The following is a 25185-nucleotide window of genomic DNA, read 5'->3' on the forward strand; positions in this document are numbered from 1 at the left end:
TTTATATTACACTCTCATAAAAATCTAAAAATTGTTATTTTTTCTGAATATTACTTAACCCTTTTTCTAATTCGTTCTCTATTCCCTTTTCTAATCCTTTTACCAATTCTTTCTCCGTTCCTTTTTCTGTCTCTTTCTCCGCTTCTTCATTCTTCTTACTATGCCCCTCTAACATCCCCACCAATATTTCTGTAATTATTGACATAGGTACACCTTTATCCAATAACATTTTAAGAAATTCAAATATACTGAGACCCTGTGAGTTAATTGCATTATATTTGTTATTGATATGTTGTTCTATATTTTTTTCGGAAAGTTGATTATCCCTAGTCTTACTTTCAGGAATATATTTTTGATTATTGTTTACTATACGTGAAGTTGTAGTACTTAGAGATTTATTATTTAAAACTGTAGTATTTAAAGGATAAAACCTGTTATTTATGTTTGAACTGATTTTCATCTCTCATTTTCCTCTTTCTTTTTTGATAAATTTAATATGAAAGTTCATTCCATATTGTTATATCACATATCCATTTATTACAAGTATAATATAAATTACTTTTAAACTAAATAGAATGCTATATAAATATATAAATTCTATTTTGCAATGCTTAAAAGTCACTATAAATAGATAAAATTCTATTCTTCTATGTAGGAAACCTATAGGACTGAAATACATTTGAATATTAAATATAAATTTAGACATAAAAAATACAATCTATTCTTATGTTTTTATAGAAAGAATAGATTGTGTTTTTTCATTTAGGGGTTATATGAAAGCCTTAGCTTAATAGAAACGTGGCGGTACCCCCTATAATTAAATTTAAGAGGGTATTGCAAGGGTAATAATTTATCTACAATGAGTTATTAATGTGGATTTAGCTCATTTTTTACATGTAGCAGGTGATTCTTTGATTGTTGTCGTACTTCGGTTTGAATTACAGTGAGTTACATTCATCCAAAAAACACCGCTGATTTCCTATAAATAATAGAGGTCATCAGCGGTGTTTATCGGTGTATAAAACTTCAATATTATTAATAAGTCTTCTTTTAAAATATAAATAGTTAAACATATGAAAAAACTTTGATTGTTATATCATCTTTTATTTTTGAAATACAGGTGCTATTTTATCAATGCGGTTTGTCCAAATTCCACCTGTATAATCGTCAGGAAGACGTTTTATATCTTCAAGCGAGTCAAATCCACTTGAAAATCCAAATCCATTTCCTCCTACAACGATAACTCGAGTATCAGCTTTATCCATTCGATTAAGAAAACGATTTGGCCATCCCCAAAGCCAAGGAGCTACTTTGTCTGGTATATGTAACTCCCCATGCGTTAGGCTTGAAGGCATGTAGCCAGTCCACCCTAACGCAATATAAGTAAGAAGATCCTTTTTCATGGTTGCTTTAGACATTGATCGTAAACTAGGGATGCGCTCTTTTATCGCAGCAATTGGTTTATCGCCACCATATACAGTTAGTTGCTCAAGACGTTTTGCTGGTAGTTTCTTAAGGTAAGCAGCCAATTGGATTCCTTCATTTTCATCATCACTTTTAATATGAATAAGAAAAGAGCGATCTGGAAAATGGTTAAGTACTTCCTCAAGTGTTGGCATAAGATTAATCCCTTGACCACGAAATGGGAATGTTTTACCACCATCAGCTGTATAACCATAACCAATATCAAGTGCTTGTAATTCTTTTGTTGTAAAATCTCTTGTAACACCTTTACCATTTGTACGACAATCAAGAGTCCAGTCATGAAAAATAACAAAATTATTATCTTTAGTTGGTTGAACATCAAACTCTACTAGATCAGCTCCAGCTTTAAATGCCGCTTCCATAGATGGAATTGTATTTTCTAAATAAGGATATTCAGGTTTATTTATACGTTCAGCTGTACATGTATCACCCTCAATCCCTTCCATGCTAAATGTTTGCGAAAGCCCTCGGTGAGCAAGAAGAAGAGGAGTCCTATCGGCCCTCTCAGCAAAAAAAGAACTGTTATTTACATAAACAAATACGAATAGGATAAGAATTATCCAAGTCGTTTTACGTTTTAGTAACCTTTTTATTTTATTCATTGTATGCTCCTCTTAAATATTAGTTGAAATGATTTAAACAATGTTCGTTAATTAAATACTGGTAGATGTTACAACCTATCATATTTTATTGCAATGGATAGGATTGGTAATCGAAGGTTAGTACTTATATATCAATATAGCTCTTAAGCGAATAAAGATATTTCTTTTTTTATCGAGATTCATAAAAAGCAGTCCACATCCTTAAGTTGATGGATGTGTGGTGTGCTCCTATAGGGGCGTAAAGTACTCAAAACTATGAACGTTTCCGCAACATTCTCCTTTGCCTCTTTCGAATAAAATTTATAGGAAGATATAATAAAAGTATAACGATATAAGGGGCGTCTTTTATGAGAAAAGAGAAAAGACAAAGGCTAATTAAACAAGCAGTGAGAGAGCATGAAATAGATACACAAGAAAAGTTAGTAGAGCTGTTAGCAAAAAAGGGGACAATTGTAACACAAGCCACTATTTCGCGAGATATTCGCGAATTAAATATAATAAAGACAGTTTCTTCAAATGGTTTAACTATATATAAAAACTTCACAGGAGATAGTATACAAACTGATATGATGTTAAAGAAAAAATTGAGGGAAGTTGTCGTAAAGATTGATTATATAAATCAATTAACCATCATTAAAACTTTACCGGGTAATGCGCATGTTATAGGTGTGTTATTAGACTCTTTAGACTGGAAAGAAAAAGTAGGATGTATTTGTGGGAATGATACATGTCTTATAATTTCAAAATCACAATCGGATAGGGAAGTTCTAGAAGCGAGATTAAAATTAATTATGTAGATAAAAAAACTACTAATATAGGATTTTATTATTAAAGGTAAAAATTGAATGTTTTTTCGATTTTATTTTATTAAAGAGTTTCGTTATTACTACAATCTTCGTTAATTAAAATAGTTAGCGTTATATGAGTTTTATGTATTTAAGCAAAAAAGGATGAGGTATGCATAGTGCAAGTACTTTGCTATCAAAATTTGTGTCATTATAATAAATGAATTATTCCGCCCGTTGATTTATAGAATTTTAACAAAAAAGCGATAATCTATTTTAGATTATCGCTCTCACTGCTAGTTTTAACTAATTTTATTTCGTTACAGAAATAAAGCAGCTTTTCCGGAGCCTCGGTAATAAATTAAACTTTTAATGGGGCTACTATACTGTATATTGGAATTAATTATCTTCTTAGATGCTGCGAGAAAAGTAATTAATTCTAAATAAGATTTTTTAACGTAAGCTAGTTAAAATTTGAAATTGATTATAGATAATCGAAAGTACTAGTTATAAGAGAGGGTAAAAGTATCTTGTAAAGTAATGCATATAACATAGAAAGATATAAGAGATAGGTGAAATTTATGAATACAAGACAAAAAGAAATTTTATTTCTGCTATTATCTGAATCTAACGACTATTCATTAGTACAAGACCTTGCGGATAAGGTGAATTGCTCTGAAAAAACAATTCGTAATGACTTTAAAATAATTGAGGAGCAACTTGCGAATTATTCAAGTGCGATTCTTGTTAGGAAACCGGGACTAGGTGTGTACTTAGAGATTGAGGAATATGAAAAGGTGGACTTGTTTAACAAACTTTATTGTATTAATAATCGCACAAAGTATGAATCAGATGAAGAAAGAATTCTACAAATTGCATACAACTTATTAATGAATGTTAAGGCAGTTACTGCACAGGAAATGGCATCCCAACATTTTGTAAGTCGAACTACTATAAAAAAAGATCTAGATAGAATTGAAGTATGGTTACATCATTTTGATTTAACCATTGTCTCAAAACAGCGAGTTGGACTTATTATTGATGGAAATGAAAAGAAAAAAAGAAGAGCATTGGCTAGATTATCAGATTTGATTGGTAATTCTGATCTTACGAATCAATTTATTAAAGAGCAATTTCAATATCATGAGGTTGAATTTGTTACGAATGAATTGAAAGCGTTACAAAAACGAAATGCATTGTTTTTTACAGATGATACATTTGAAAGTTTATTAGTGCATACGTTGCTTATGGTACGGAGAATGAAGCTTAAGCAACCTATTTTAAATGCCGAAAAGGAAATTAAAATACTGAAAGAAACAAAAGAATATATATGGACATTGGAATTTTTAAAACAGCTGGAATGTGTTTTTTCTGTTCATTTTACAGAGGAGGAAGTTACATATTTAACAGCTCATATTTTAGGTGGGAAAATCCGTTATCAAGATAAACCAATGCAGGATAGCACACTCACTGAAAGTAATCCAATGCTTTCTATGGTTATACAGCAATTAGTTAAACGTATGTCGAAGTTGTATGGAATTGATTTCAGTAAAGACGATATTTTAATTGAAGGGTTAACTATTCATCTATATACCGCATTGAATCGTCTAAACTATGACCTTTCTGTCTCGAATCCAATGTTACACGATATAAAAAGAATGTATCCCTATGCGTTTAATATATTGATACAAGTATTAGAAGAAATAAATGAATCTCTAACTATATATATTCCAGAAGAAGAAGCGGCTTATCTTACTCTACACTTTGAAGCATCTGTTGAACGATTAGATTACCAGGGGAAATCTAAAAATGTAATTATTGTTTGTCATATGGGAATTGGCATGTCGCAATTGTTACGTACAAAAATTGAGCGTAAATTCCGTCATATCCATGTGATGGACTGTATTTCAAAAGCTGATTTACAAGATTATATTTTGAAACATCGTGATGTAGATCTTGTTATTTCAACTACTACTCTTTCAAGATTAAACATTCCTTATATAGTAGTATCCCCATTATTAGAAGGACCGGAAGAAAAGAAGCTAGGAGAATTTATACAAAATTGTGATGAGCCAAGTTATAAAGAACAAAAAGACTTTGTTATGCTCAATTATACATCTCCATTTTTAGTGTTTTTACAACAGGATATACAACATCCATATGAGTTAATTGAAAAATTAGCATATGCTTTGCATAGTAAGGGTTATGTAGATAAAGAGTATGCAGAAAATGCAATTATAAGAGAAAAAATGTCAGCAACAACAATTGGGGGAGGAATTGCAATTCCTCATGGAAATCCGAAATTTATTCAAGAATCAGTAATTGCAATCGCTACATTAAAAGAACCAGTTGATTGGGGAGCAGAGAAGGTATCACTTGTATTTATGCTAGCAGTTAAAAGTGATGGACAAGAGGTAACGAAACAATTGTTTCAGGAACTATCCTTTATAAGTGAGCAACCATCCTTTATTCAAAAACTTACGAAAGAAACAAACGTAATGAAATTTTTGTCCTTTTTACATACTTAACCGAAAAGTAGAGACCCAAATAACTGTTATTTGCTTAGGTAAAAGATTTATTTTCCGGGAGTTACGGTAAAAAATGAAACTTTTGACGTCTTAATATTAATTTATAGTAAATGTAGGCGCTTAGTAAAAAGTGTGAGGAGGATTAAGAATGAAATTGTTAGCGGTTACATCATGTCCAAATGGGATTGCCCATACCTATATGGCAGCTGAAAATTTACAAAAAACAGCGGATAAATTAGGAGTCCAAATGAAAGTTGAAACCCAAGGTGGAATAGGGGTAGAAAATGAGTTAACTGAACAAGATATTCGCGAGGCGGACGGCATTATTATAGCTGCGGATAGAGTCGTAAATAAAGATAGATTTGTAGGAAAAAAATTGTTGGTTGTTGGAGTACAGGATGGTATTCGTAAACCAGGAGAATTAATTGAGAAAGTAATCAGCGGGGATGTATCTATTTATCATTCACAGTCAAAAAAAGTAGAAAGTAACCAACAGGAAAAAAAGCAAAATCCGATATATCGTCATTTAATGAATGGTGTATCTTTTATGGTCCCATTCATCGTAGTTGGAGGATTATTAATTGCTATTGCCTTAACACTTGGGGGAGAAAAAACTCCTGGGGGGCTAGTGATTCCAGAGGGTTCTTTTTGGAAAACCATTGAACAAATTGGTGGTGCATCATTTACGTTCATGGTGCCAATACTTGCTGGATATATTGCATATAGTATAGCGGATAAACCTGGACTTGTTCCTGGAATGATTGGTGGATATATTGCAGCAACAGGAAGCTTTTACGGAAGTGAAAGTGGTGCTGGTTTTCTCGGTGGAATTATAGCTGGTTTCTTAGCTGGTTACATAGCATTAGGAATTAAAAAATTAAAAGTTCCAAAAGCGATTCAACCAATTATGCCGATTATTATTATTCCGGTATTTGCTTCCCTTATTGTAGGTTTAGCATTTGTATTTATTATTGGTGCCCCTGTCGCACAAGTTTTCGTATCATTAACAGCTTGGTTAGCAGGTATGCAAGGGTCAAGTTCAATTCTATTAGCATTAATTTTAGGTGCAATGATTTCATTTGATATGGGTGGTCCAGTCAATAAAGTAGCATTCTTATTTGGTTCAGCAATGATTGGAGAAGGAAACTATGAAATTATGGGTCCAATAGCTGCGGCAATATGTATCCCACCAATTGGTATGGGACTAGCTACTTTTATAAGTAAGGGGAAATTTCAAGATTCAGAGAGAGAAATGGGTAAAGCATCATTTACAATGGGGCTCTTCGGTATTACGGAAGGTGCAATTCCTTTCGCAGCCCAAGATCCACTTCGTGTTATTCCAAGTATAATGGCGGGTTCAATGACAGGTGCTGTGATTGCGATGATCGGTCATGTAGGAGACAGAGTGGCACATGGTGGTCCGATTGTTGCAGTGTTAGGGGCAGTAGATAATGTGTTTATGTTTTTTGTAGCTGTAATTGTAGGCTCTATTGTGACAGCTGTTGTAGTAAATGTATTGAAAAAAGACGTTTCAAAGTTAGAAAAACAAGAAAATGAACAAATAAAAGAAGTATCAGCAACAATAGAAGTGCAACAACTGGAACGAGAGACTCAAGTAAGAGGCGAACAAGTAGACAAGGTAGAAATTAAAAAATTAACAGATATTACAAGTTTAGAATTAATTGAAACGGACTTAAAAGGAGAAACACGAGATGACATCATTGATGAAATGATTCAAAAGTTAAAGCAGGTAGGTGCATTGCATTCAGTGACAGAATTTAAACAAGCTATTATGAATCGTGAACAAGAAAGTACTACAGGGATTGGTGTAAACATTGCTATTCCGCATGGAAAATCAGATGCTGTTAGGAAACCGAGCGTGGTATTTGGAATTAAACAATCAGGGATAGATTGGAAGAGTCTTGATGGAACGGAAGCAAAATTAATATTTATGATTGCAGTACCAAAAGAAAATGAGGGAAATCAACATTTGAAAATCCTTCAAATGCTTTCTCGAAAACTAATGGATGACAGTTATAGAGAGCGGTTATTATCCGTCCAAACAAAAGAAGAAGCATACAAGCTACTAGGTGAAATTATATAGAACGGAGGATTATAATTATGACGGAGCCATTATTTTTTGTACCTGTTTTTAAAGAAAGAATTTGGGGTGGGACACATCTAACTTCTTTTGGATATGAAATTCCATCAAATCAAACTGGTGAGTGTTGGGCTTTTGCAGCGCATCAACATGGACAAAGTATTGTTAAGAACGGAAAGTATAAAGGGCTATCCTTGGGTGAACTGTGGGATAACCATCGAGATTTATTTGGAAATATGGAGGGGGAGCGTTTCCCTCTTCTTACAAAAATTTTGGATGCCAATCAAGATCTATCTGTTCAAGTTCATCCTAATAATGAATATGCTAGCGTGCATGAGAATGGAGAACTAGGAAAAACAGAGTGCTGGTATGTAATCGATTCCACTAAAGACGCAGAAATTATATATGGGCATCATGCGAAAACAAAAGAAGAATTAATGTCTATGATTGAACAAAAAGAGTGGAACCAACTGTTACATCGTGTGAAGGTGAAACCTGGAGATTTCTTCTATGTGCCGAGTGGAACTGTCCATGCAATTGGTAAAGGGATTTTAGTATTAGAAACACAACAAAACTCTGATACAACCTATAGATTGTATGATTATGATAGAAGAGATTCTGATGGGAATTTACGTGATCTGCATCTTGAAAAGAGTATTGATGTAATAGAAGCTCCCTTTAAATCGAATCAGTTAACGGTTAAACATGAAAAAGTAGATGATTTGAGTATAACTAACTTTATCAAATGTCCATATTTTTCAGTTAAAAAATGGGAGTTAGATGGATCAGTTCGTTTGGAACAACAAAAAACTTTCCTTCTTGTTAGTGTAGTAAAGGGGGAAGGTGAGCTAATTAAAGAAGGTGAGCACTATTTCTTTAAGAAAGGAGACCACTTTATAATACCTAATTGCTTTGGAAGATACGATTTGGTAGGTAACTCTATATGTATTGTTTCAAGTGTATAATAAATTTTATAATTTATATATATTTATTATTTAATGAAATACTTAAACACAAATTAACCAGTTCTTGAATTTGAGGAGCTGGTTAATTTGTTTGAAGAGTATTGGTCTTATAATCTTTTTATATTACCTGTAACATTTAGTATTCATTTTCTTGTTCTTTGTTACTTGAAACATAATCTTGCCAAAAGGGTAAAGTTATGGCTCAAATTGTGACAGATGTATGCTACAACTCACATTTATAGAAAGACGTGAAAATAGTAATTAATTTTATAGTGTATGAACGTAAGTATATGTAATAGAATTGTAGAAAATTCCTTCATTTATGACTGAGCCTATCTATTATTATTTACAATTTTGAAACATTAGATATCAGATGTGAATTTATTTAATTGCACATTAGAATATATAAAAATCACGTAAACTCCAGATGAACTTCACACTCGAATACAAAATGCGTTATATAATAACTATAGAGTTTATTAATGTTACTTTAATTTTTATCTATTAAAATATATAAAATATAAAATCAAACATAGGATACTAGGGTAAATAACTTTTCATAAGAAAATAATAAAGGAGAATAACGATGACAATCACGGTTCTAGAATCAAAAAAAACTAATATTACAGAAGAAGATGTTGAAATTTTGAAAATAATGGCGCATCCAATTCGTTTACGTATTATAAACGAACTAAGTAAACATAATACTTTTAATGTTTCCCAACTAACAAAAATTTTAGAGATACCCCAATCATCTGTTTCACAACATTTATCGAAAATGAAGGGCAAAGTACTAAAAGCTGAACGTAAAGGCTTAGAAATTTATTATTCAATTCGTAACAACAAAGCAACTCAAATTGTCGGCATACTCGGATATTAAACCGTATATACAATAACACAAAGATAGAGTAGTACCTGAGAAAGGGTGTTACTCTTTTTTGATTCTATAAACACAATATGACAAATGTTACTTTTCCATAAAAGAACAGGAACAAACTAGGAATTATGTTTTCCTACATCGAATTTAAACGTACATGTCATTCAAAATAGATGCCAAACACCTGGCTGCACACAGCTAAACGCAACTCATCAAACCGCTGGAGGGATACAATGTCTTATAGAACAATTCATACCGATTTTCGAAATGACTATACAAATGCTCGAGATGCCTTGTTAAATGAAGGGATCGTTGAAAGTGGCCATGTCCAATATGAAAGTCAAAAAGGGCTAATCATACGTCCTGCCTACGAAATAGAAGGAGAAATTTATTTTTTCTCGGGAATGAGAGCAGCGGGAAACACGATATACAGTGTACAATTACGTCCTTTTCATCAGCTAAAAGAGGCGGAATACATTCCACTAGAAGAAAAATCTTGTAACACTGTATAAATGAGAGAGATAGCTATCAGTTAGGAAGAGATGGAGCAATCTGAGCGATGTTAATTTCTTCGTTCTTATGTTAATGGGCATAGGAAAGGATTTCACAAATATAAAATAAGATTGACACAGAGAGATTACAAGTGTAATATTCAGTTGTGGATTACAAACGTAATCCGCGGGAGGTGTAATTTAAACGAATGAAAGAATTACCTAAAATTTCGGAAGCTGAATTAGAAGTAATGAAAGTATTGTGGTTAAAATCTCCACAAACGGCAAATGAAGTGATTGAAGAGTTAGAGAAGAAAATGGATTGGAAACCCAAAACGATTCGAACTCTGATTAATCGATTAGTTCAAAAAGAAGCAGTTGCTTACCATCAAGATAAGGGGCGTATGTACGCTTATTATCCCTTAGTTTCACAAGATAGTTATTTACAAGTAGAAACGAAATCTTTACTTAAACGTTTCTATGGTGCCGCATTTAAGCCCTTACTAGTAAATTTCCTGAAAGAAGAAAAGCTGTCTTCAGAAGACATTAACGAACTTAAACGTATCCTGGATGAGAAGACTGAGGAAAACCAGAGGAAGGATAGATCATAATGATAGAAATGTTTATTAATGTCTATCTGCCTCATTTTTTCGATTGGTTGATAGAAACCACTATTATGGCGAGCATATTAGTGGGTCTAATCTTATGTATCAAGGTTTTGTTTAGAAATAAGTTAACTCCACGTTGGCAATACATGCTATGGATTATATTAATAATAAGACTTGTATTACCTTGGTCGCCAGATAGTTCCTATAGTATCTATTCTGTTCTTACTTACAAGAATAATGATGCATTCATTTCTAGCCGAACCCCTGTAGCTATTTTTCCTTCAAAAGAACGTATGCAAGAATTGAAAGGTATAGACGATACAAAGGTTCTTACAAAAGAAGATACTTATACCTCAAGTTCAACACAAACTAATCAGGCAAACAAGACACAAACACACAATAATGAAAAGCAGGATGATGGGACGGTTCCATTCTATACAATCTGTATATACATCTGGCTTACTGGCGTTATTCTTCTAAGCTTTGCTACATTTATTATGAACAGGCGTTTACTACTTTACATAAAAAAACAACCTGATATTACAGATGAGAAAATTATCCGGATTTTTGAAAAATGTAAGCAATCTATGTCTGTTCAACGAGATATCCCTCTACTTGTATCTGGAAAGGTTTCCAGTCCAACAGTGTTCGGATTTATTCGGCCCAAGTTGCTGTTGTCAACAGTACATATGGAAATATTAGAGGAACAACAATTACGGTATATTTTTCATCATGAATTAGCTCACATCAAGCGAAGAGATGTTGGTGTGAACTGGATAATGCATGGCTTACTCATTTTAAATTGGTTTAATCCTATTCTTTGGTATGCCTACTCATGTATGCGGGAAGATCAAGAACTAGCATGCGATGCATTAGCTCTTACATGTATAGATTCAGAGGAACAAATTGCATATGGCCATACTATTATTAGTCTTTTGGAACATTACTCAGGTTATTATCAAGTACCCGGTGTGGCGAATTTTAGTAAAAACAAAAGAATGTTAAAAAGGAGAATTCTAATGATTAAAAAATTCCAAAAAAAATCATATCGCTGGTCTGCGCTAGGAGCTGTGGCAGTTATTGCTGTATCATCTGTATCCTTATTAAATGCCCGTGCTGATATACCGAAAAATTCTGAGAAACAACAAATAGAAGTAAAAGATAATATGAAAGAATTAAAAACACAACCTGATATTTCTATACAGCAAATTGTAGAAAAAATGATTGGTACTAAAGAACAGGCAGAATCAGAATTTTTTGTTTCAGAAGGAGAATATAATACTTTACTTACGGAGCTTGGAGTGGCGAGGGATCTGTTTACGAAGGAAGAATTTGAGCGATTTATTAATTTAGAAACAGAATCACAGATTTTGTATAAGAAAGTAAAATTAGCAGGAAGCCCTGAAAAATTAGAACCAGAAGAGCAAAAAAAATATGAGAAAAATGTTGAAGAAATTGGACCATTTAGACAGAAAATTTATTCGTCTTTAAAATTGACTAAAAAGCAAGCACAGGAATATCTTGGTTTTCAAATTAAGAGACCAACGTATGTAGTAAAAGGGTATAAATTCACTGGAGAAGATATTCAAACACCATTGGCTATTAAAAAAATGGATCCCACTATTGTTTATGAATATCGAAATGAAGATTCCGTATATATGGTGTATCAATCTGCAGTTAGAGATCAAGGAGAAGAGTCGTTGAAGGGGATAGTAGGGACTAGTGAAAAGATAACTAATTATGAATTAGTTAGTACAAAAATAACTTTATCTGAAAGCACAAAGGATAAATTTAAAGTGATGAGAATGATTGTTCCTGCAAAAGGAAAGAATAATACTTATCAAGTTACAATTCTTGCAGATAATTTAAGTAGAGAAGAGTTAGAGAAAATTATGGTTTCCTGTCTAAAATAAAAAATAGAGTCTCAAGATCCCAGTCTTGAGACTCTATTTTTTATTTTAGGTAGAATCATTCTACGCAGCTGTACAGAAAAAAATTCTCTATTTATTGATGAAATACTATTGAAAATTATGATAAATGTTATTGTTATAAGCCACTACTCATCCATTTAAATGCAACACGTTGGGATAAAGTGCTCGATCCGTAATCAGATTGCATCTTGATATCAGCTAGACAATTAATAACAGATTGTGGACCTACAATCCATCCAATTCGTGATCCTGGAGTGAGGTTTTTTGAAAGACTTCCAAGATAAAGAACCAGACCATGCATGTCTTTTGTTTTTAAGACTAGAGGAGGTTCCTTATCAATCCATAATTCTCTATAAATATCATCTTCTATAATGGGGATTCTTTCTTCTTTGCAAACCTTTAAAAGCTCAGGCCTTCTAGAATCTAACATAATAAATCCCGTAGGATTATGAAAAGATGGAATAGTGTATAGAATATTTTGCTGAGATTTTTGCGTTTGATTTAAAATTGACTTTGTTATTATGCCCTCATTATCTATGGGTAATCCTGAAAAATCCATATCGGCAGATTGAAATACATGTAAGAAATAAAGGTAAGATGGCCTTTCAAGTAAAGCTGTCGATTCAGGTTTCAATAAACCTACAGATATAAGATCTAGAGCTTGTAGAGCACCTGAAACGATAAGAATAGAATCAGGTGATGCTTTTATGCCATGAGATTTTAAGTATGTACTAATAGATTGACGTAGTGCAAAAAAACTTTTGGTTCTTCATATCCAAACGCTTCTATCTCATTAGCTAACTCTTGTATACTTTGTTTCATTTGCAATAGGGGGAATTACTAAGTTGTATTAGATCAGAGTTCGACTTAGCTTCGTTGATCTGCTGTACCATTATTCGAATCGGCTGATGAAACCCGGTGTGTACATGATCATTCCAGTTTTGAGGGGAATTAGTTAACAAAGACCAGGTATTATTTGCAACAGAACCGTCCCTCTGTACCCCTTGTTTCGTCATTTTTCTAGGTCATCTAACTTGACAAATGTTTTTTTATCAAACTACAATGAAAATCATTATCAATAATATAGGGAGGATACTTTTGTCAATAAATGAAAAAAATATATTTATAGGTTAGTAACCAAATCTTGTTAAGTCGTATGTACTATTTTTAGTTTAGCGTTGCCCAGAATGTACACCAATTAATCTCGCGAATTACAAGAAAACTATTATTGAAATGAGGCGTGCATTGTGAAGTTGGACGTGAGTGAGTTAGCAGAGTATCTTGCCAATAATCCTTTCCGAGTAGAAGGAGTATATCGTTATGCTAAAAATCCAGGTGTGCCTTGTGCTGAGTCTACAGATTCTTTCCCGGGATTTGTATTTCCACTTGCAGGGAAGACGCAATTTCAATTTAATGGTACGCCGTATACCCTCTCCCCAGGAAAAGTTATACATGGGGGTGCAAAAATGACATTAGCCCATAGAATGCTTGGTGAAATAAACTGGGAATATATTCTTGTTTTATATCGGATAAGCAATTTGGAACGAGAAGACTCTGGCTTTACTCATCAGCATTTTGAATTATTTACAGGACAATCTCCCCGTCTTGTCGAATTACTTATGCGTCTTTGGGATGTGTATAATCAGCGTGGAGGCATTTCAATGTTTCAGACCGAAATGCTGTTTCGCGAAGCGTTGAATGAAGCTTTATTAAGTGTTGTCAATAGAGATAACAACTATGAGTCGCATACTTTATTCGAACGGATATCTAGTTACGTTCATAAATATTATTATAAAGATATTACAATAAATATGCTTACAGAACAAAATAATGTAAATCGAAATCGTCTTTCTTACGTGTTTAGAAAGCATGCAGGTATGGGGCCAGCAGAATATTTATTGAACTATCGTATAAAGATGGCTCAAAAAATGTTATGTACAAGTGGTGTGCCTGTACAACAAATTGCGCAAGCTATTGGAATCGCAGACCCTTTTTATTTTAGTAGAGTTTTCAAGAAGCGAGTTGGCATTTCGCCTACTAAATATCGCGAGAAGTTCATCAATAATCCATACTAATGTCAACAGGGGTCCATTCTTATTTGAAAACCACTGTTCTATACTTATGGAGAGTTAAAGGAAACATTGGATTGAAAGAACTTTCATTGAAATTACTTCATTGTACTATCTGAATGAAAGTTCTGAGCTGAGCATTTTCTTTTTAAGCGTAATGACGACTTTTTTACTTAGATTACTGTAATATAGTGGAAGTTAAAAATGAGGAGGGATTATTATCCATTACCAACCTATTAAACTAAATGACGAGTTATCTAAAATTAACGATTTTTGGTATCCACAAGTGATTGGTGAAATGAATGATGATCAAATTCAGCTTTTTAAAGCTAATGGAGATTTTATATGGCATGAGCATCCTAATACGGATAAGCTATTTATTGTGCTTGAAGGGGAGATGTTCATCGATTTTCGTGATGGACAGGTGAAAATTTCTAAGGGCGAGATGTTTATTGTCCCGAGAGGCGTTGAACATAAACCTTTCACTGAAAAGGAATCCCACATCATGTTGGTAGAGCCTAAAAGGGAAATGGATTGATAATTGTATCTAATGTTTCGTTGGCAGATAAGAAAGTGTAGATACAATCGAGAAGTTAGGATTTAAATGCTCTATTATGGAATAAAGCATGCATCTTTAATTGATACCCTGTTATAGAAATATTATGCAGTAACCTTTTCCTTATTAATTCGCCAGTATTCCTATTCTACTATCTAAAATAAAAATACAACACTATTAAATAGTGTTGTATTTTTATTTTAGATAGTATTGTTATACGCAGCTGTACCGAAATAAAGTTCGCTTTTAATAAATAGATTTGCTATTGAAAATCATGGTAAAAATGCACGTAGATATATAACTAAAGCAATTCCTTTATAAAAAAGTACCCACTTTCTTGTCTAAAAAGTATCCATTTTCATGTCTTTCTACACTACAGTACAGGAGGGGACAAAATAAACTTCAACTACAAATTTCATCTTCACGTTAAATCCTTATTTAACGAACACTTGGATGGTGAAAAGGTATATGTTATAATTAAACTATTAAAATCATATATAGAGGTGGAAATTTTTTTGGAAAAAGACATTAGAATTAATCCTCAAGATTACTCGTATGCATTTAGATTTAGCAGATACGACTGTTTTAAAGTACGAACTGGAACTTGTTCTTTACATTTAACTAATGCACAGTATCAAAAAACAAAAGAACGTGAAAAAAATCAAGATTTCAATGATGGATCAGTTGATTACTGTAGACTCTTTGCTTCTCACATGATTAAGGAAAATTGGTTTGAGAGGAATACTTTAATTAATGCAGATCACTACAAATGTGGACATATAGCATTGGCTAGCGGTCAGCATCGGACTTGCATCGCAAAAACATTAAAGCGAGACAGCTTAACTTTAAATATATTTAAGTATAATGATTGTATATGTAACGTCTGCTCTTTTAAAAAAAGTGAAAGTCAAAAAACACCCCTTCAAAAATTAATAGATACATACAAGAAAAGGAAAAGAAAAAAATTCGCAACTCATAATTTTATAGATGATGAAGGCATTTATTATTATTAATGCACATTAAGGAGAAAATGTATGAATAATAACGTTCTATATGATATCACTACGTATGATTTAAAAGGTTTATGCACACATTTCGATATTGAAGAATTGGATATTTTAGATTTTTTTAATGCAACTGCTTTAAAAGGAATTCAATCTAATGCAGAATCTTTTCTTAAATATTTTAAAATAGATAGTGCTAGAGTTTTAGAAAAAGAAATTTATCTTACTTCTCTCCACGTAACAACAGTAAATGATCAACTAGACTCAATTAAAAAGTTTGGACTAGTAAATCTGCAACAAGCTGTTACCTTAGAAACGCCTTTACAAAAATATCTATTAAACAAAGGTGTTTCGATAGATATTAAAAGGAAAGTCATTGTCTACAATGGAAAAATAATTGATATAGGTAAAAGATTTACTAGTGTATATGATAATCTAGATTGGGTTATCTTTAAGTTATTTAAAGACTATCCAATAACTTCATTTTTTACAACTGACGATGCTACAAAATACCTCGGTAAAGTTCACGAGCGACCAGAATTTTTAAAGAATTTATCAGAATTATTAGATGCTCCTGATATTAACGATGATTGGAAGGAAAAGAATTATTGTTATGTACTTAAGTTTCAATCACATTTAAGTAATTTTGATTGCTTGAGCTTTGGAAGTGTTAAATCTGACGATCAAGAATTAGAAAAAAGGATTTGGATCATAAACAAAGTATTAGAAAATCAAAGGTATGGATATGAAGAAACTTGTTTTTCACACTTAAAAGGACATGTATCAATCCCCTTCCGAGATATTAAAACCATTTATACTCTTGATGAGTACAAAAACGCTTATCATGTGAAATAATCAGCGATTGCAATAAATAAATACACCTTCAACTGTTCGTTAAAAATGTATTTAACGTGAAGATTGTCGATTATAATAGAATTATGTATAGTAAAGGTATCAATATAAAATTGATACCTTTCTTGTTTTCTAATACATATTTATGAAGTATTTTAATAGTATATATTATCATTTAATTAAAAGATTTGAGGTGTACACCATGAGTAATAGAGAAAAAGAACGTTTTAAGGCTCTTGTAGAAAAGCATAAAAATAATATGCCCTGGTATGTCATAGAATACCTAGAAATGAAGACTGCTCTCTCCCCTGCTACTCTATACGCATATATAACTGAATTTGAAAAATTCTTTAAATGGATTATTCTTAAGCGATTAGCTGTCGTAAATGGTAACGTGGTTACTAATATAACTGATATACCTATTGAAACATTACAAACATTACCCTTAAATGATGTAAATCGCTTTCACATGTACTTACAAGGTGAAGGAATTGAAACTAGAGCTATAAATAGAACCTTTTCTGCCTTAAAATCTCTCTTTAAATATTTAGTGCAGAATTCAGAAGATGAGCATGGAAAAAGCTATCTCTCACGTAACGTGATGGAGAAAATTGAACTACATAAAGAAAAAGTTGATGCTGCAGCAAGAGCTGATGAAGTGGCAAATATTATCTTTAACGATAATGAGGATGTAGCATTCTTACGATTTTTGATAAATGATTATGCAACGATCCTAAAAGAGACCTCTACACGTAAATACAATTATTTTCTACGTGACAAAGAACGTGATATAGCATTAATAAGCCTTATTTTAGGCACTGGGCTTCGAGTATCAGAATTAGCTAGTCTTACCCTCTCAAGTATTAACTTTCGACAGGGAACCATTAAGGTGACTCGTAAAGGTAATAAAAAATCTTCAATACTCGCAACGAAATCGTGTTTAGACGACGTACAAGAATACATGAAAGTACGTTTAGAGAAATATATGTGTCCACCTGAAGAAGATATTCTATTTGTAACTAGGTACCAGGGAAAATACACACAGCTTTCTGTACGCGCTATACAGAACTTAGTAGAGAAGTATTCAAGTGCATTCGATGAAAAGCGTAGTCCACATAAGCTACGTCATACGTATGCTACAAATCATTATAAGGAAAACAAGGACTTAGTATTGCTACGAGATCAACTTGGTCACACTTCTGTTGAGGTTACTAGTATCTATACAAATATAAATAATAAAAAGAAACGAGAAGCGATTGATCGTTTAGAAAAAAGACAATTTGAATAGAAATGATTGTTATTATTCTTCATTTTTTGGTGAGATATTAAATTTGATAATATAATTAAATCAAAGCTGTCACTCTTATCAATGTTAGATTGGAAAACTAACATCTTATCGAATTTCAACAAAAGGAAAGGCACTCGAAATCCGGGCGTCTTTTTTTTGTTTTAACAATTGTTATAATTTCTTTAAAGGTATTTCAAAGTTTCTGTACGTATATAATAAAAGAAGAGATGCGCTAACATCTCTTCCAGTAACTACTACCACATGGGGAGTGGTTGCGACTAAATACTACTTTTTAAAAGTAATCTTATTAACTAATACCCTAGTTTTTACGAGGAAAAGTTTTATAATATCGTAAGTGGGCAACTAGGGGAAGTTGCAATTTCTGTACAATCCAGAATAATCTCTAAGCGCTCATAATTTTTCAATCACTATCATTTCTCCTGATGTATGAGCTACTTCATGCTTAATAATCCCCTCTTTTAAATACACCTTTTTCTTATCATATTGTTCTTTTACACGCTTCTTAACAGGGTGCAATCCCCAAGGGTGTTCCCAATATTGGAATTTACCGATTTTAAAATTTCTCCATTGAAACTGAGCATCTTGCAGCCGGTGATTTCCTTCATATAATCGCTCCAAAGAGTATTTCTTGATTTTCCCTTTTAGACTATCTACTACAATATATTTGCTAGTTTTATTATCATAACTAACTATAGAAACCCAATGAGAAATTATATGATTCTTTGTACGGCGTTTATATGTACATAAACTAAAAAGCACAAAACACTTATTCTGTTGTAACTTCGTAATTAACTCTTTAGAATTTAGATGTTTTATGTTCTTTATACTTACATCATATTTTATATCATCACATCCAGTTGCTTGATTGATTATCTCCAAATTATTAACTAAAAACATTTTATACAAATTTAAATCGAAAAATTCCCCTAAAAATGTATTACCATTAATAGCAATTCCTCTTTTTGTTATTACATTTTTACTTAATAAATTACAAACTACATCATCCGTCTGTTTCTTAGTAACACTCTTAATCTTGTTTAAGTTGTATAAACCATTTAACATTGCATAAATTCCACAAGTAGGTCCAGTTTGCTTAATACTAATTGTCATTCTTTATCTCCTTTATATTTTTTAATATATATTAATAATACAATTTTAATGATTGATTTAGAAACTATTCTATCTCATATTAACTGAGAAAAAATAAACTCTTGAATCGAATTTGCAACGCACTCTACTTAATTAAACAAAAAATGAAACAATATTAAATTAAGGCTGTTGTCATATAGATTTTTGAGATTTCAACTAAATGTACAAAAGCAGCCTTAATATAATAGTATTGGTTAATTCATTATACGTTACTAAAAAAACATCTGCTTAATCATAATGTTTTAATGTAGATTTCGCTTCCTTCTCGTACAGTTTAATTCAATCAATAGTTCTTTATATCAAGAACGAACGTTGGTTGCCCCGCCCACAGTACCTGGTAAGAAAGAGCATGGCTCTTCTGTACTGTTAACATGTAAAATCTCTAACATTTCACTTGATAATGCTACGGTATTCCCTACTACCTCAGGCTTATTAGAAACATAGGCTACATTTACGATCTGTCCATTTTGATCATCTGAAAAAATCAAAGGTAGTGGTAAGCGCGCTTCCATTGGTCTGATATTTTCTTTAAAAACAGTTGGGCTTTTATGAAGTAAAAGTTGATAAAATTGCCCATCATATACAATTCCAATTGCATTTTCCATATCGTGTACAACTCCTTAGCATTCTTGTCAGTCTTCCTTAAGGAGTATTCCCGGATAAATGAGAACAATTCTTTTAATTTTTTTGTTCTCATTTCATTTTAGATATATCCTATAGAAAAAGAAGATTGGTGCCAATTTAAGGATGCCCCTTTAATAACTGTAATAATAAATCTAACGACATTTAGAAGACAATATAGTTCCTATATTAATAAGTAATTTTTATCCATATCCATGAACCTCCAGCTATATTAGGGGTCACCATACATGCCCATCAACTTAAGAGTGTAACCAGACTGAACTTTTGTTCAGCCGGGTTACACTCTTAAAATAGCAGTATATTCTTAAAAATGCGCATACCAAATAAACCCTAACGGGTTTCACTTTTTTAATTATGCAATTTTCTTTTGTTTTCTCAATTCATTATATTCATAGACAACACCCATAATATCAAAGACAGTCTTCTTCTCATATCTGTGAGATTTCCGTCCATTCTTCTGTAGAAGATGGAACAGGCGGATTAAAATCTTTGTTATTTCTCGGGTGTTTTGCTGTATAGCTTGATAAAGAATGTATAGATGGTCTTGAATCATTCCAATGGCATTCTAATCGCTCTCGTTTGACATTGTGCAAATCATGAATTTGAAATAAGGATTTCCAAGTTTTAAAGATAATTTCAATCTGCCAGCGGAGGGAATAAAAATCATGTATTTGTTCCATCGGAACCCATTCCAAAGGTGTATTGGTAACATAAATGTTCATACCAGCTAATCGTTTGCTTTTCTCTGAGTACGTAATACCCTTTTTACTTTCGGTATACACTTGTTTTTTCTTACGTTCTCGAAGTTGTTTTTCAGTTAATCGATATATAATAACGCGTGTAAATAGTTTTTTATCCTTTCCAATATAAGCATCTGTTATTTCATAGACCTGTCCTGGTTTTAAGGTATTCATAATGTGTTCTAAATCAACTTTGATGTACTGAGACTGTTTTTTTACTGTCCCATTTCGAAAGTATTCAGGAAAATCATTTTTGATATACACCATATTATTTAATTTCAGCCGCGATATATAATATACCCCGCGTTGGTCCATTTGATCTAAATCGTCCAGTGAATAATAACCCAAATCTCGAATACAGAGGTCGCCAGGTCGTAATGTCGCTAAACATTCTGTTCCAAAAGTTTTATCATTATTCTTCCCTGGTTCAACTTGAAAATTTAAAAACTGCCCACTATGTAAATCATATTCCAATTGAATCTTTATACCTGCTGTTTGTGCACACCCCCCCGAACCGGGATACACACTAGCTAAGTGTTTTGGTACTTGAAAAATCGTTGCATCTAAAATGCGAATTCGTTGAAAATGGGTTAGTGAAGAGCTTGGAATCACTGAAGTTTCATAAACTTTATTTTTTAATAATGCAGAGAAAACATGTTTTAAAAAGCAAACAGCTTTATTATTGAAGCGTTTATTTAGTCCTTCTGGACTAATAAGAGTTCCTGTAGCTGCATGTAGTTGACTACACAGTCTAACTAAAGAATCACTCGCTATCCGTTGACTCACCCAAACACAGATAGTGGCTAAGTCATGCCCTGAAAACTTACGCTTTCTTTGAACAAAATCTAATTCTCTAGCAAGCTCCTCTAAGAATGAAGGAGTAAAATATTGATATAATTCCTCAGCAAATAATTGGAGTTCATCTTGAATCGAAAGATTCATAAAAAATGCCATCCTTTCTGTATATTTCTACAAAAAGAATAGTGATTTTTTTGCTATATGGATACAAATTTATTTTAATTTGATGGTGATGGATGGTGACCACTATTAAAAAGATACTAACATGCTTTATAAAATATAAGCATTTAAGAATCAAATTTTTAATTTAAATTACGCCCTTTTCCCTTAAGGGTCTTTACTATATTAATAAAGAAGACTAGTCCCACGGTAAAGAATGTAAGTGGATGTAGCCATGTTCTAAAATTAACCAAAGTTACAATAATCATTATTATAGAAGCTATAAAGCCTATAATATCAATGCTAAAAGATAGTTTCCCTTTTGTTGTTTTCATTTATAACACTTCCTCTCCAGATACAACTTTAATTTTAAATTCCCTATATAATAATAACACGTGCTTGGATTTTTAACTATTTTTTACATTAAATTACTTTCGTTGGTTCTGGTGCAAGAAATACTGTCATTTTGTACACTGGGGTATCTACCACATCGCCATCAAGCGGAAATTTTATAGTACCCCCAGAACGAAATTTTTGTGCTAACTTGTAACAAAAAAAACTCATTTTTTCGTTTTGGGGTAATTCTAAATTCTTAAGTTGATGGGCATGTATGGTGACCCCATGCCCATCAACTTAAGAAGGAAAATAAAGTTAACTTTCGTTCATATGAACGAAAAAAACTTAAAATATTTTGTGTCCTTAAAAATGAACATACCAAATAAACCTAGATAGGTATCATTTTTAAAAATTATGCTGCTTTCTTTTGTTTTCCAAGCCTACTATACTCATAGACAACACCCATAATATCAAAGACTGTCTTTTTCTCATATCTATGAGATTTCCGTCCATTCTTCTCTAGGAGGTGGAATAGGCGGATTAGAATCTTTGTCATTTCTATGGTGCTTTGTCGTATAGCTTGATACAACAGGTGTAAATGATCTTGAATTATTCCAATCGCTTTATATTCGCTTAATTCTCTTTTCTTCTTTTTTAAAAGAAGTTGACGCATTTTAAACATAGTAGAGGAGCACAGGAAGATAGCGATTAGCTTTCCATATAATTGGCACTCTAATCGTTCCTGTTTTACATGACGATAATGGTCTATTTTGAAAAGTGATTTCCACGTTTTAAAGATAATCTCTATTTGCCAACGTAAAGTATATAATTCATGTACCTGTTCCATCGGAACCCATTCCCAAGGTATATTCGTCACGTACACGTTTAATCCAGCTACCAATTTACTTTTCTCTGAGTACGTTCTATTTTTAGATTTTTCTTTTTCCGCAATCTTCGCCCGTCTTTTTTGAAGTTGCTCTTCTGTTAATCGATTAAAAATAACACGTGCAAATAGTTGTTGTTTATCACCTATATAAGCATGTTTTAATTCAAATGTTTCTCCAGGCTGTAGTTGTTTCAAAATCTGTTTCACATCGACTTGTATGTATTCCGATTGTTTCTTAATGGCACCATTTTTAAAGTGTTCTGGAGCTGGATTTTTCACATATACATTCGTATTTAATTTTAAACGAGAAATATAGTATGTACCTCGTTGATCCATTTGATCTAAGTCTTCCAATGAAAAATAACCCAAATCACGAATACATAAATCTCCTGGTCGTAAAGTATTTAAGCACTCCGTGCCAAATGTTTTGTCGTTATTTTTTCCTGGTCCAACTTGAAAGTTAAGAAATTCTCCACTGTGCAGATCATATTCTAATTGAATTTTGATTCCGGCTGTTTGAGCACAGCCTCCAGAGCCTGGATATACATCCTCTAAAGCACTTGGCGCCTGAAATACGGTAGCATCTAGGATATGGATTCGTTGAAAATAAGAGAAGAGATGGTTAGAGATTTGTGTTTGTTCACATACTTTTTGTTGTAATAGTAAAGAAAAAATATGTTTTAAAAACAAAACTGCTTTAGCGTTTAAACGTTTATTTAAGCCCTCAGGGCTGAGTAAAGTACCAGTGGCTGCATGAAGCCTACTACATAATCGTACTAAGGGATCACTTGCTACTCGTTGACTGATCCAAATACAAATCGTAGCTAAGTCTGAGCCAGAAAACTTACGTTTTCGCTTTATAAATCCGATTTCTCTTGCGAGTTCGTCTAAAAATACAGGTGTAATATATCGTTGTAATTCTTCCACAAATGGTTGTAGTTCATCTTGTATCGAGAGATTCATAAGAAAATGTCATCCTTTCTAATCTAGCTTCTTTAGAAAGAATAACGTTTTTGAGGCTTTTGAATAAAGTTTGTTAATGTATAATAAAAATTGATCGTTTGTAATAAGGTTTGGTTAAAATCCTATAATAAGAATTCGGAATTTTCACTCGGTTAAACTGACGGATGAAGGATAGTTAAAAGAGAATACATGAGAGGGTGTTTTATATGTTTTTTGTTCAAATGTCAGGTTTCCCTGGCTCTGGTAAGTCAACACTTGCTCGAAAAATCGCTAAGAGAACAGGAGCAGTTATTATTGACCACGATATTGTAAAAACCGCTTTATTACTTTCCATTGAGGAAGCTCCAATTGATGTAAAGCTTGCTGGTAAGATTTCATACAATATTGATTGGTCTTTAATTGAATTTCACTTATCAGAGGGACAGGCTGTAATATTTGATAGTCCTTGCTTGTATGAAGAAATGGTTGAAAAAGGAACAGATTTATCAAAAAAATATAATGTTAAATATAAATATATTGAATGTTACCTAGATGATAGTAATGAAATAAATTTCAGATTAAAAAACCGTGATAGAATGCTAAGCCAAATTAAAGAGATACAGTCTGAAGAATCTTTTAAATATACTATCAAGAATAGTAAAAAACCTTCTGAATATAAGTGTTTAGTTGTAGATACTAAACAGCCTTTAGAAAGTTACATTCGAGCAGTTATGAATTACATACATGAATAACATTCTCTTTACCCAGGTAAAGGGTGCTAATGCCCAATAACATATACTCCAAAATATTCATGTTTTTCAAAATTCAAATTCATTAATTTATCCATGGTTATTAGCACATGATTGATAAAAATTTATTTTAAAGAAACAGATTTTTGGTACTTGGGGGTATTAAAATCTCTTAAGTTGATGGGCATGTATGGTGACCCCTATTAGCATGTGCTGATCGAATTGGGATTTGAAAGTTCACTAAATTGGAACATTCAATCGAATCCAACTATGCTAAAATAATTAATGTAAGCGGTCAACCTCTCAGTGAATGCGTAACGGATTGTGTTTCAATTTAGTATTTGATCTTCATTACCCACAAAAAAGCCACTAAAGTAAGCGGCTTTTTTTGTTTTGAAGCTATTAATTTAGAGTGACAGGTTTGCTGTTATAGACCGCAGAGTATAATTTAATAAAAATGCTTAAAAACTTTTGACTAGATTCTTTGTAATTCCCTCTTCTAACATAATATTCCATTGAAATCAAATAATTAAATAAATTGGAAAGGTTCTGGCGCTATCTACCTTCACGAAAGTTTAGGAGGGAATCTACTGGTGAAAAATTATAATCTTTAATTATTAA

General features: G+C 32.4%; 20 protein-coding genes and 2 pseudogenes. 14 read left to right on the forward strand and 8 right to left on the reverse strand.

Annotation, left to right across the window (positions count from 1 at the left end):
• Nucleotides 1-34: 34 nt before the first annotated feature.
• On the reverse strand, nt 35-460 hold the full coding sequence (locus tag NST86_RS30685; RefSeq protein WP_086392975.1) for a hypothetical protein: 426 nt from the start codon (nt 458-460) through the stop codon (nt 35-37).
• A 643-nt stretch (nt 461-1103) separates the two neighbouring features.
• A complete protein-coding gene (locus NST86_RS30690) occupies nt 1104-2087 on the reverse strand; it encodes a glycerophosphodiester phosphodiesterase family protein (RefSeq protein ID WP_086392976.1) in 984 nt (327 codons plus the stop codon).
• Nucleotides 2088-2434: 347 nt separating this feature from the next.
• Between NST86_RS30690 and NST86_RS30695 the strand changes: the two genes are divergently transcribed.
• The 8 genes from NST86_RS30695 (at nt 2435) to NST86_RS30730 (ending at nt 12355) form a co-directional block, all read left to right on the forward strand.
• Nucleotides 2435-2884: an arginine repressor gene (locus NST86_RS30695; protein WP_086392977.1), complete on the forward strand. Its 450-nt coding sequence runs from the start codon at nt 2435-2437 to the stop codon at nt 2882-2884.
• Nucleotides 2885-3453: 569 nt separating this feature from the next.
• Nucleotides 3454-5400 (forward strand): BglG family transcription antiterminator, encoded by a 1947-nt coding sequence (locus tag NST86_RS30700; RefSeq protein ID WP_086392978.1) that lies wholly within the window; start codon nt 3454-3456, stop codon nt 5398-5400.
• A gap of 148 nt (nt 5401-5548) precedes the next feature.
• Complete coding sequence (locus tag NST86_RS30705; protein WP_086423647.1) at nt 5549-7504, forward strand: PTS fructose transporter subunit IIABC; 1956 nt, start codon at nt 5549-5551, stop codon at nt 7502-7504.
• Nucleotides 7505-7521: 17 nt separating this feature from the next.
• Nucleotides 7522-8466, forward strand: a complete 945-nt coding sequence (gene manA / locus NST86_RS30710; RefSeq protein WP_086392980.1) for a mannose-6-phosphate isomerase, class I — start codon at nt 7522-7524, stop codon at nt 8464-8466.
• A 586-nt stretch (nt 8467-9052) separates the two neighbouring features.
• Complete coding sequence (locus NST86_RS30715) at nt 9053-9346, forward strand: ArsR/SmtB family transcription factor (protein ID WP_086392981.1); 294 nt, start codon at nt 9053-9055, stop codon at nt 9344-9346.
• A gap of 230 nt (nt 9347-9576) precedes the next feature.
• Nucleotides 9577-9855, forward strand: a complete 279-nt coding sequence (locus tag NST86_RS30720) for a hypothetical protein (RefSeq protein ID WP_071714049.1) — start codon at nt 9577-9579, stop codon at nt 9853-9855.
• Between the two features lie 188 nt (nt 9856-10043).
• Nucleotides 10044-10445 carry a BlaI/MecI/CopY family transcriptional regulator gene (locus NST86_RS30725; protein WP_071714048.1) on the forward strand — a complete coding sequence of 134 codons (402 nt, stop codon included), beginning with the start codon at nt 10044-10046 and terminating at the stop codon, nt 10443-10445.
• On the forward strand, nt 10445-12355 hold the full coding sequence (locus tag NST86_RS30730; RefSeq protein ID WP_086392982.1) for a M56 family metallopeptidase: 1911 nt from the start codon (nt 10445-10447) through the stop codon (nt 12353-12355). Before NST86_RS30725 ends, NST86_RS30730 begins: the two co-directional genes overlap by 1 nt.
• A gap of 139 nt (nt 12356-12494) precedes the next feature.
• Here the strand turns inward: NST86_RS30730 and NST86_RS30735 are convergent.
• Nucleotides 12495-13356, reverse strand: a pseudogene (locus tag NST86_RS30735) (aminotransferase-like domain-containing protein); the annotation flags it as partial.
• A gap of 264 nt (nt 13357-13620) precedes the next feature.
• On the opposite strand from NST86_RS30735, the gene NST86_RS30740 reads away from it, so the two are divergent.
• The 5 genes from NST86_RS30740 (at nt 13621) to xerS (ending at nt 18142) form a co-directional block, all read left to right on the forward strand.
• Nucleotides 13621-14448 (forward strand): helix-turn-helix transcriptional regulator, encoded by an 828-nt coding sequence (locus NST86_RS30740; protein ID WP_098617335.1) that lies wholly within the window; start codon nt 13621-13623, stop codon nt 14446-14448.
• A 292-nt stretch (nt 14449-14740) separates the two neighbouring features.
• Entirely contained in the window at nt 14741-14980 is a 240-nt protein-coding gene (locus tag NST86_RS30745; protein ID WP_000997182.1) for a cupin domain-containing protein, read from the forward strand.
• A gap of 533 nt (nt 14981-15513) precedes the next feature.
• Nucleotides 15514-16011 carry a hypothetical protein gene (locus NST86_RS30750; RefSeq protein WP_240854503.1) on the forward strand — a complete coding sequence of 166 codons (498 nt, stop codon included), beginning with the start codon at nt 15514-15516 and terminating at the stop codon, nt 16009-16011.
• Nucleotides 16012-16032: 21 nt separating this feature from the next.
• On the forward strand, nt 16033-16857 hold the full coding sequence (locus NST86_RS30755; protein WP_086391782.1) for a hypothetical protein: 825 nt from the start codon (nt 16033-16035) through the stop codon (nt 16855-16857).
• Between the two features lie 199 nt (nt 16858-17056).
• On the forward strand, nt 17057-18142 hold the full coding sequence (xerS, locus tag NST86_RS30760; RefSeq protein WP_097797132.1) for a tyrosine recombinase XerS: 1086 nt from the start codon (nt 17057-17059) through the stop codon (nt 18140-18142).
• Nucleotides 18143-18553: 411 nt separating this feature from the next.
• On the opposite strand, the gene NST86_RS30765 is transcribed toward xerS, so the two are convergent.
• From NST86_RS30765 to NST86_RS30785, 5 genes and pseudogenes are all read right to left on the reverse strand, one after another.
• A complete protein-coding gene (locus tag NST86_RS30765) occupies nt 18554-19273 on the reverse strand; it encodes a hypothetical protein (protein WP_098617334.1) in 720 nt (239 codons plus the stop codon).
• Between the two features lie 338 nt (nt 19274-19611).
• Entirely contained in the window at nt 19612-19917 is a 306-nt protein-coding gene (locus NST86_RS30770) for a hypothetical protein (RefSeq protein WP_086391779.1), read from the reverse strand.
• A gap of 389 nt (nt 19918-20306) precedes the next feature.
• A pseudogene (locus NST86_RS30775) lies at nt 20307-21636 on the reverse strand (IS4 family transposase).
• A 158-nt stretch (nt 21637-21794) separates the two neighbouring features.
• Nucleotides 21795-21986 carry a hypothetical protein gene (locus tag NST86_RS30780; RefSeq protein ID WP_086391778.1) on the reverse strand — a complete coding sequence of 64 codons (192 nt, stop codon included), beginning with the start codon at nt 21984-21986 and terminating at the stop codon, nt 21795-21797.
• Nucleotides 21987-22399: 413 nt separating this feature from the next.
• On the reverse strand, nt 22400-23836 hold the full coding sequence (locus NST86_RS30785) for an IS4 family transposase (protein ID WP_086391777.1): 1437 nt from the start codon (nt 23834-23836) through the stop codon (nt 22400-22402).
• 206 nt (nt 23837-24042) lie between these two features.
• Between NST86_RS30785 and NST86_RS30790 the strand changes: the two genes are divergently transcribed.
• Nucleotides 24043-24567: an AAA family ATPase gene (locus tag NST86_RS30790; protein WP_086391776.1), complete on the forward strand. Its 525-nt coding sequence runs from the start codon at nt 24043-24045 to the stop codon at nt 24565-24567.
• Nucleotides 24568-25185: the final 618 nt, after the last annotated feature.

Source organism: Bacillus sp. FSL L8-0199 (genome assembly GCF_038005705.1).
GTDB classification, from domain to species: Bacteria; Bacillota; Bacilli; order Bacillales; family Bacillaceae_G; genus Bacillus_A; species Bacillus_A cereus.

What these genes read in the sequence shown, in the direction of transcription:
- NST86_RS30685 (WP_086392975.1), bottom strand. Translation starts at nt 460, where the DNA reads ATGAAAATCAGTTCAAACATAAATAACAGGTTTTATCCTTTAAATACT.
- NST86_RS30690 (WP_086392976.1), bottom strand. Translation starts at nt 2,087, where the DNA reads ATGAATAAAATAAAAAGGTTACTAAAACGTAAAACGACTTGGATAATT.
- NST86_RS30695 (WP_086392977.1), top strand. Translation starts at nt 2,435, where the DNA reads ATGAGAAAAGAGAAAAGACAAAGGCTAATTAAACAAGCAGTGAGAGAG.
- NST86_RS30700 (WP_086392978.1), top strand. Translation starts at nt 3,454, where the DNA reads ATGAATACAAGACAAAAAGAAATTTTATTTCTGCTATTATCTGAATCT.
- NST86_RS30705 (WP_086423647.1), top strand. Translation starts at nt 5,549, where the DNA reads ATGAAATTGTTAGCGGTTACATCATGTCCAAATGGGATTGCCCATACC.
- manA (WP_086392980.1), top strand. Translation starts at nt 7,522, where the DNA reads ATGACGGAGCCATTATTTTTTGTACCTGTTTTTAAAGAAAGAATTTGG.
- NST86_RS30715 (WP_086392981.1), top strand. Translation starts at nt 9,053, where the DNA reads ATGACAATCACGGTTCTAGAATCAAAAAAAACTAATATTACAGAAGAA.
- NST86_RS30720 (WP_071714049.1), top strand. Translation starts at nt 9,577, where the DNA reads ATGTCTTATAGAACAATTCATACCGATTTTCGAAATGACTATACAAAT.
- NST86_RS30725 (WP_071714048.1), top strand. Translation starts at nt 10,044, where the DNA reads ATGAAAGAATTACCTAAAATTTCGGAAGCTGAATTAGAAGTAATGAAA.
- NST86_RS30730 (WP_086392982.1), top strand. Translation starts at nt 10,445, where the DNA reads ATGATAGAAATGTTTATTAATGTCTATCTGCCTCATTTTTTCGATTGG.
- NST86_RS30745 (WP_000997182.1), top strand. Translation starts at nt 14,741, where the DNA reads ATGAATGATGATCAAATTCAGCTTTTTAAAGCTAATGGAGATTTTATA.
- NST86_RS30755 (WP_086391782.1), top strand. Translation starts at nt 16,033, where the DNA reads ATGAATAATAACGTTCTATATGATATCACTACGTATGATTTAAAAGGT.
- xerS (WP_097797132.1), top strand. Translation starts at nt 17,057, where the DNA reads ATGAGTAATAGAGAAAAAGAACGTTTTAAGGCTCTTGTAGAAAAGCAT.
- NST86_RS30765 (WP_098617334.1), bottom strand. Translation starts at nt 19,273, where the DNA reads ATGACAATTAGTATTAAGCAAACTGGACCTACTTGTGGAATTTATGCA.
- NST86_RS30770 (WP_086391779.1), bottom strand. Translation starts at nt 19,917, where the DNA reads ATGGAAAATGCAATTGGAATTGTATATGATGGGCAATTTTATCAACTT.
- NST86_RS30780 (WP_086391778.1), bottom strand. Translation starts at nt 21,986, where the DNA reads ATGAAAACAACAAAAGGGAAACTATCTTTTAGCATTGATATTATAGGC.
- NST86_RS30785 (WP_086391777.1), bottom strand. Translation starts at nt 23,836, where the DNA reads ATGAATCTCTCGATACAAGATGAACTACAACCATTTGTGGAAGAATTA.
- NST86_RS30790 (WP_086391776.1), top strand. Translation starts at nt 24,043, where the DNA reads ATGTTTTTTGTTCAAATGTCAGGTTTCCCTGGCTCTGGTAAGTCAACA.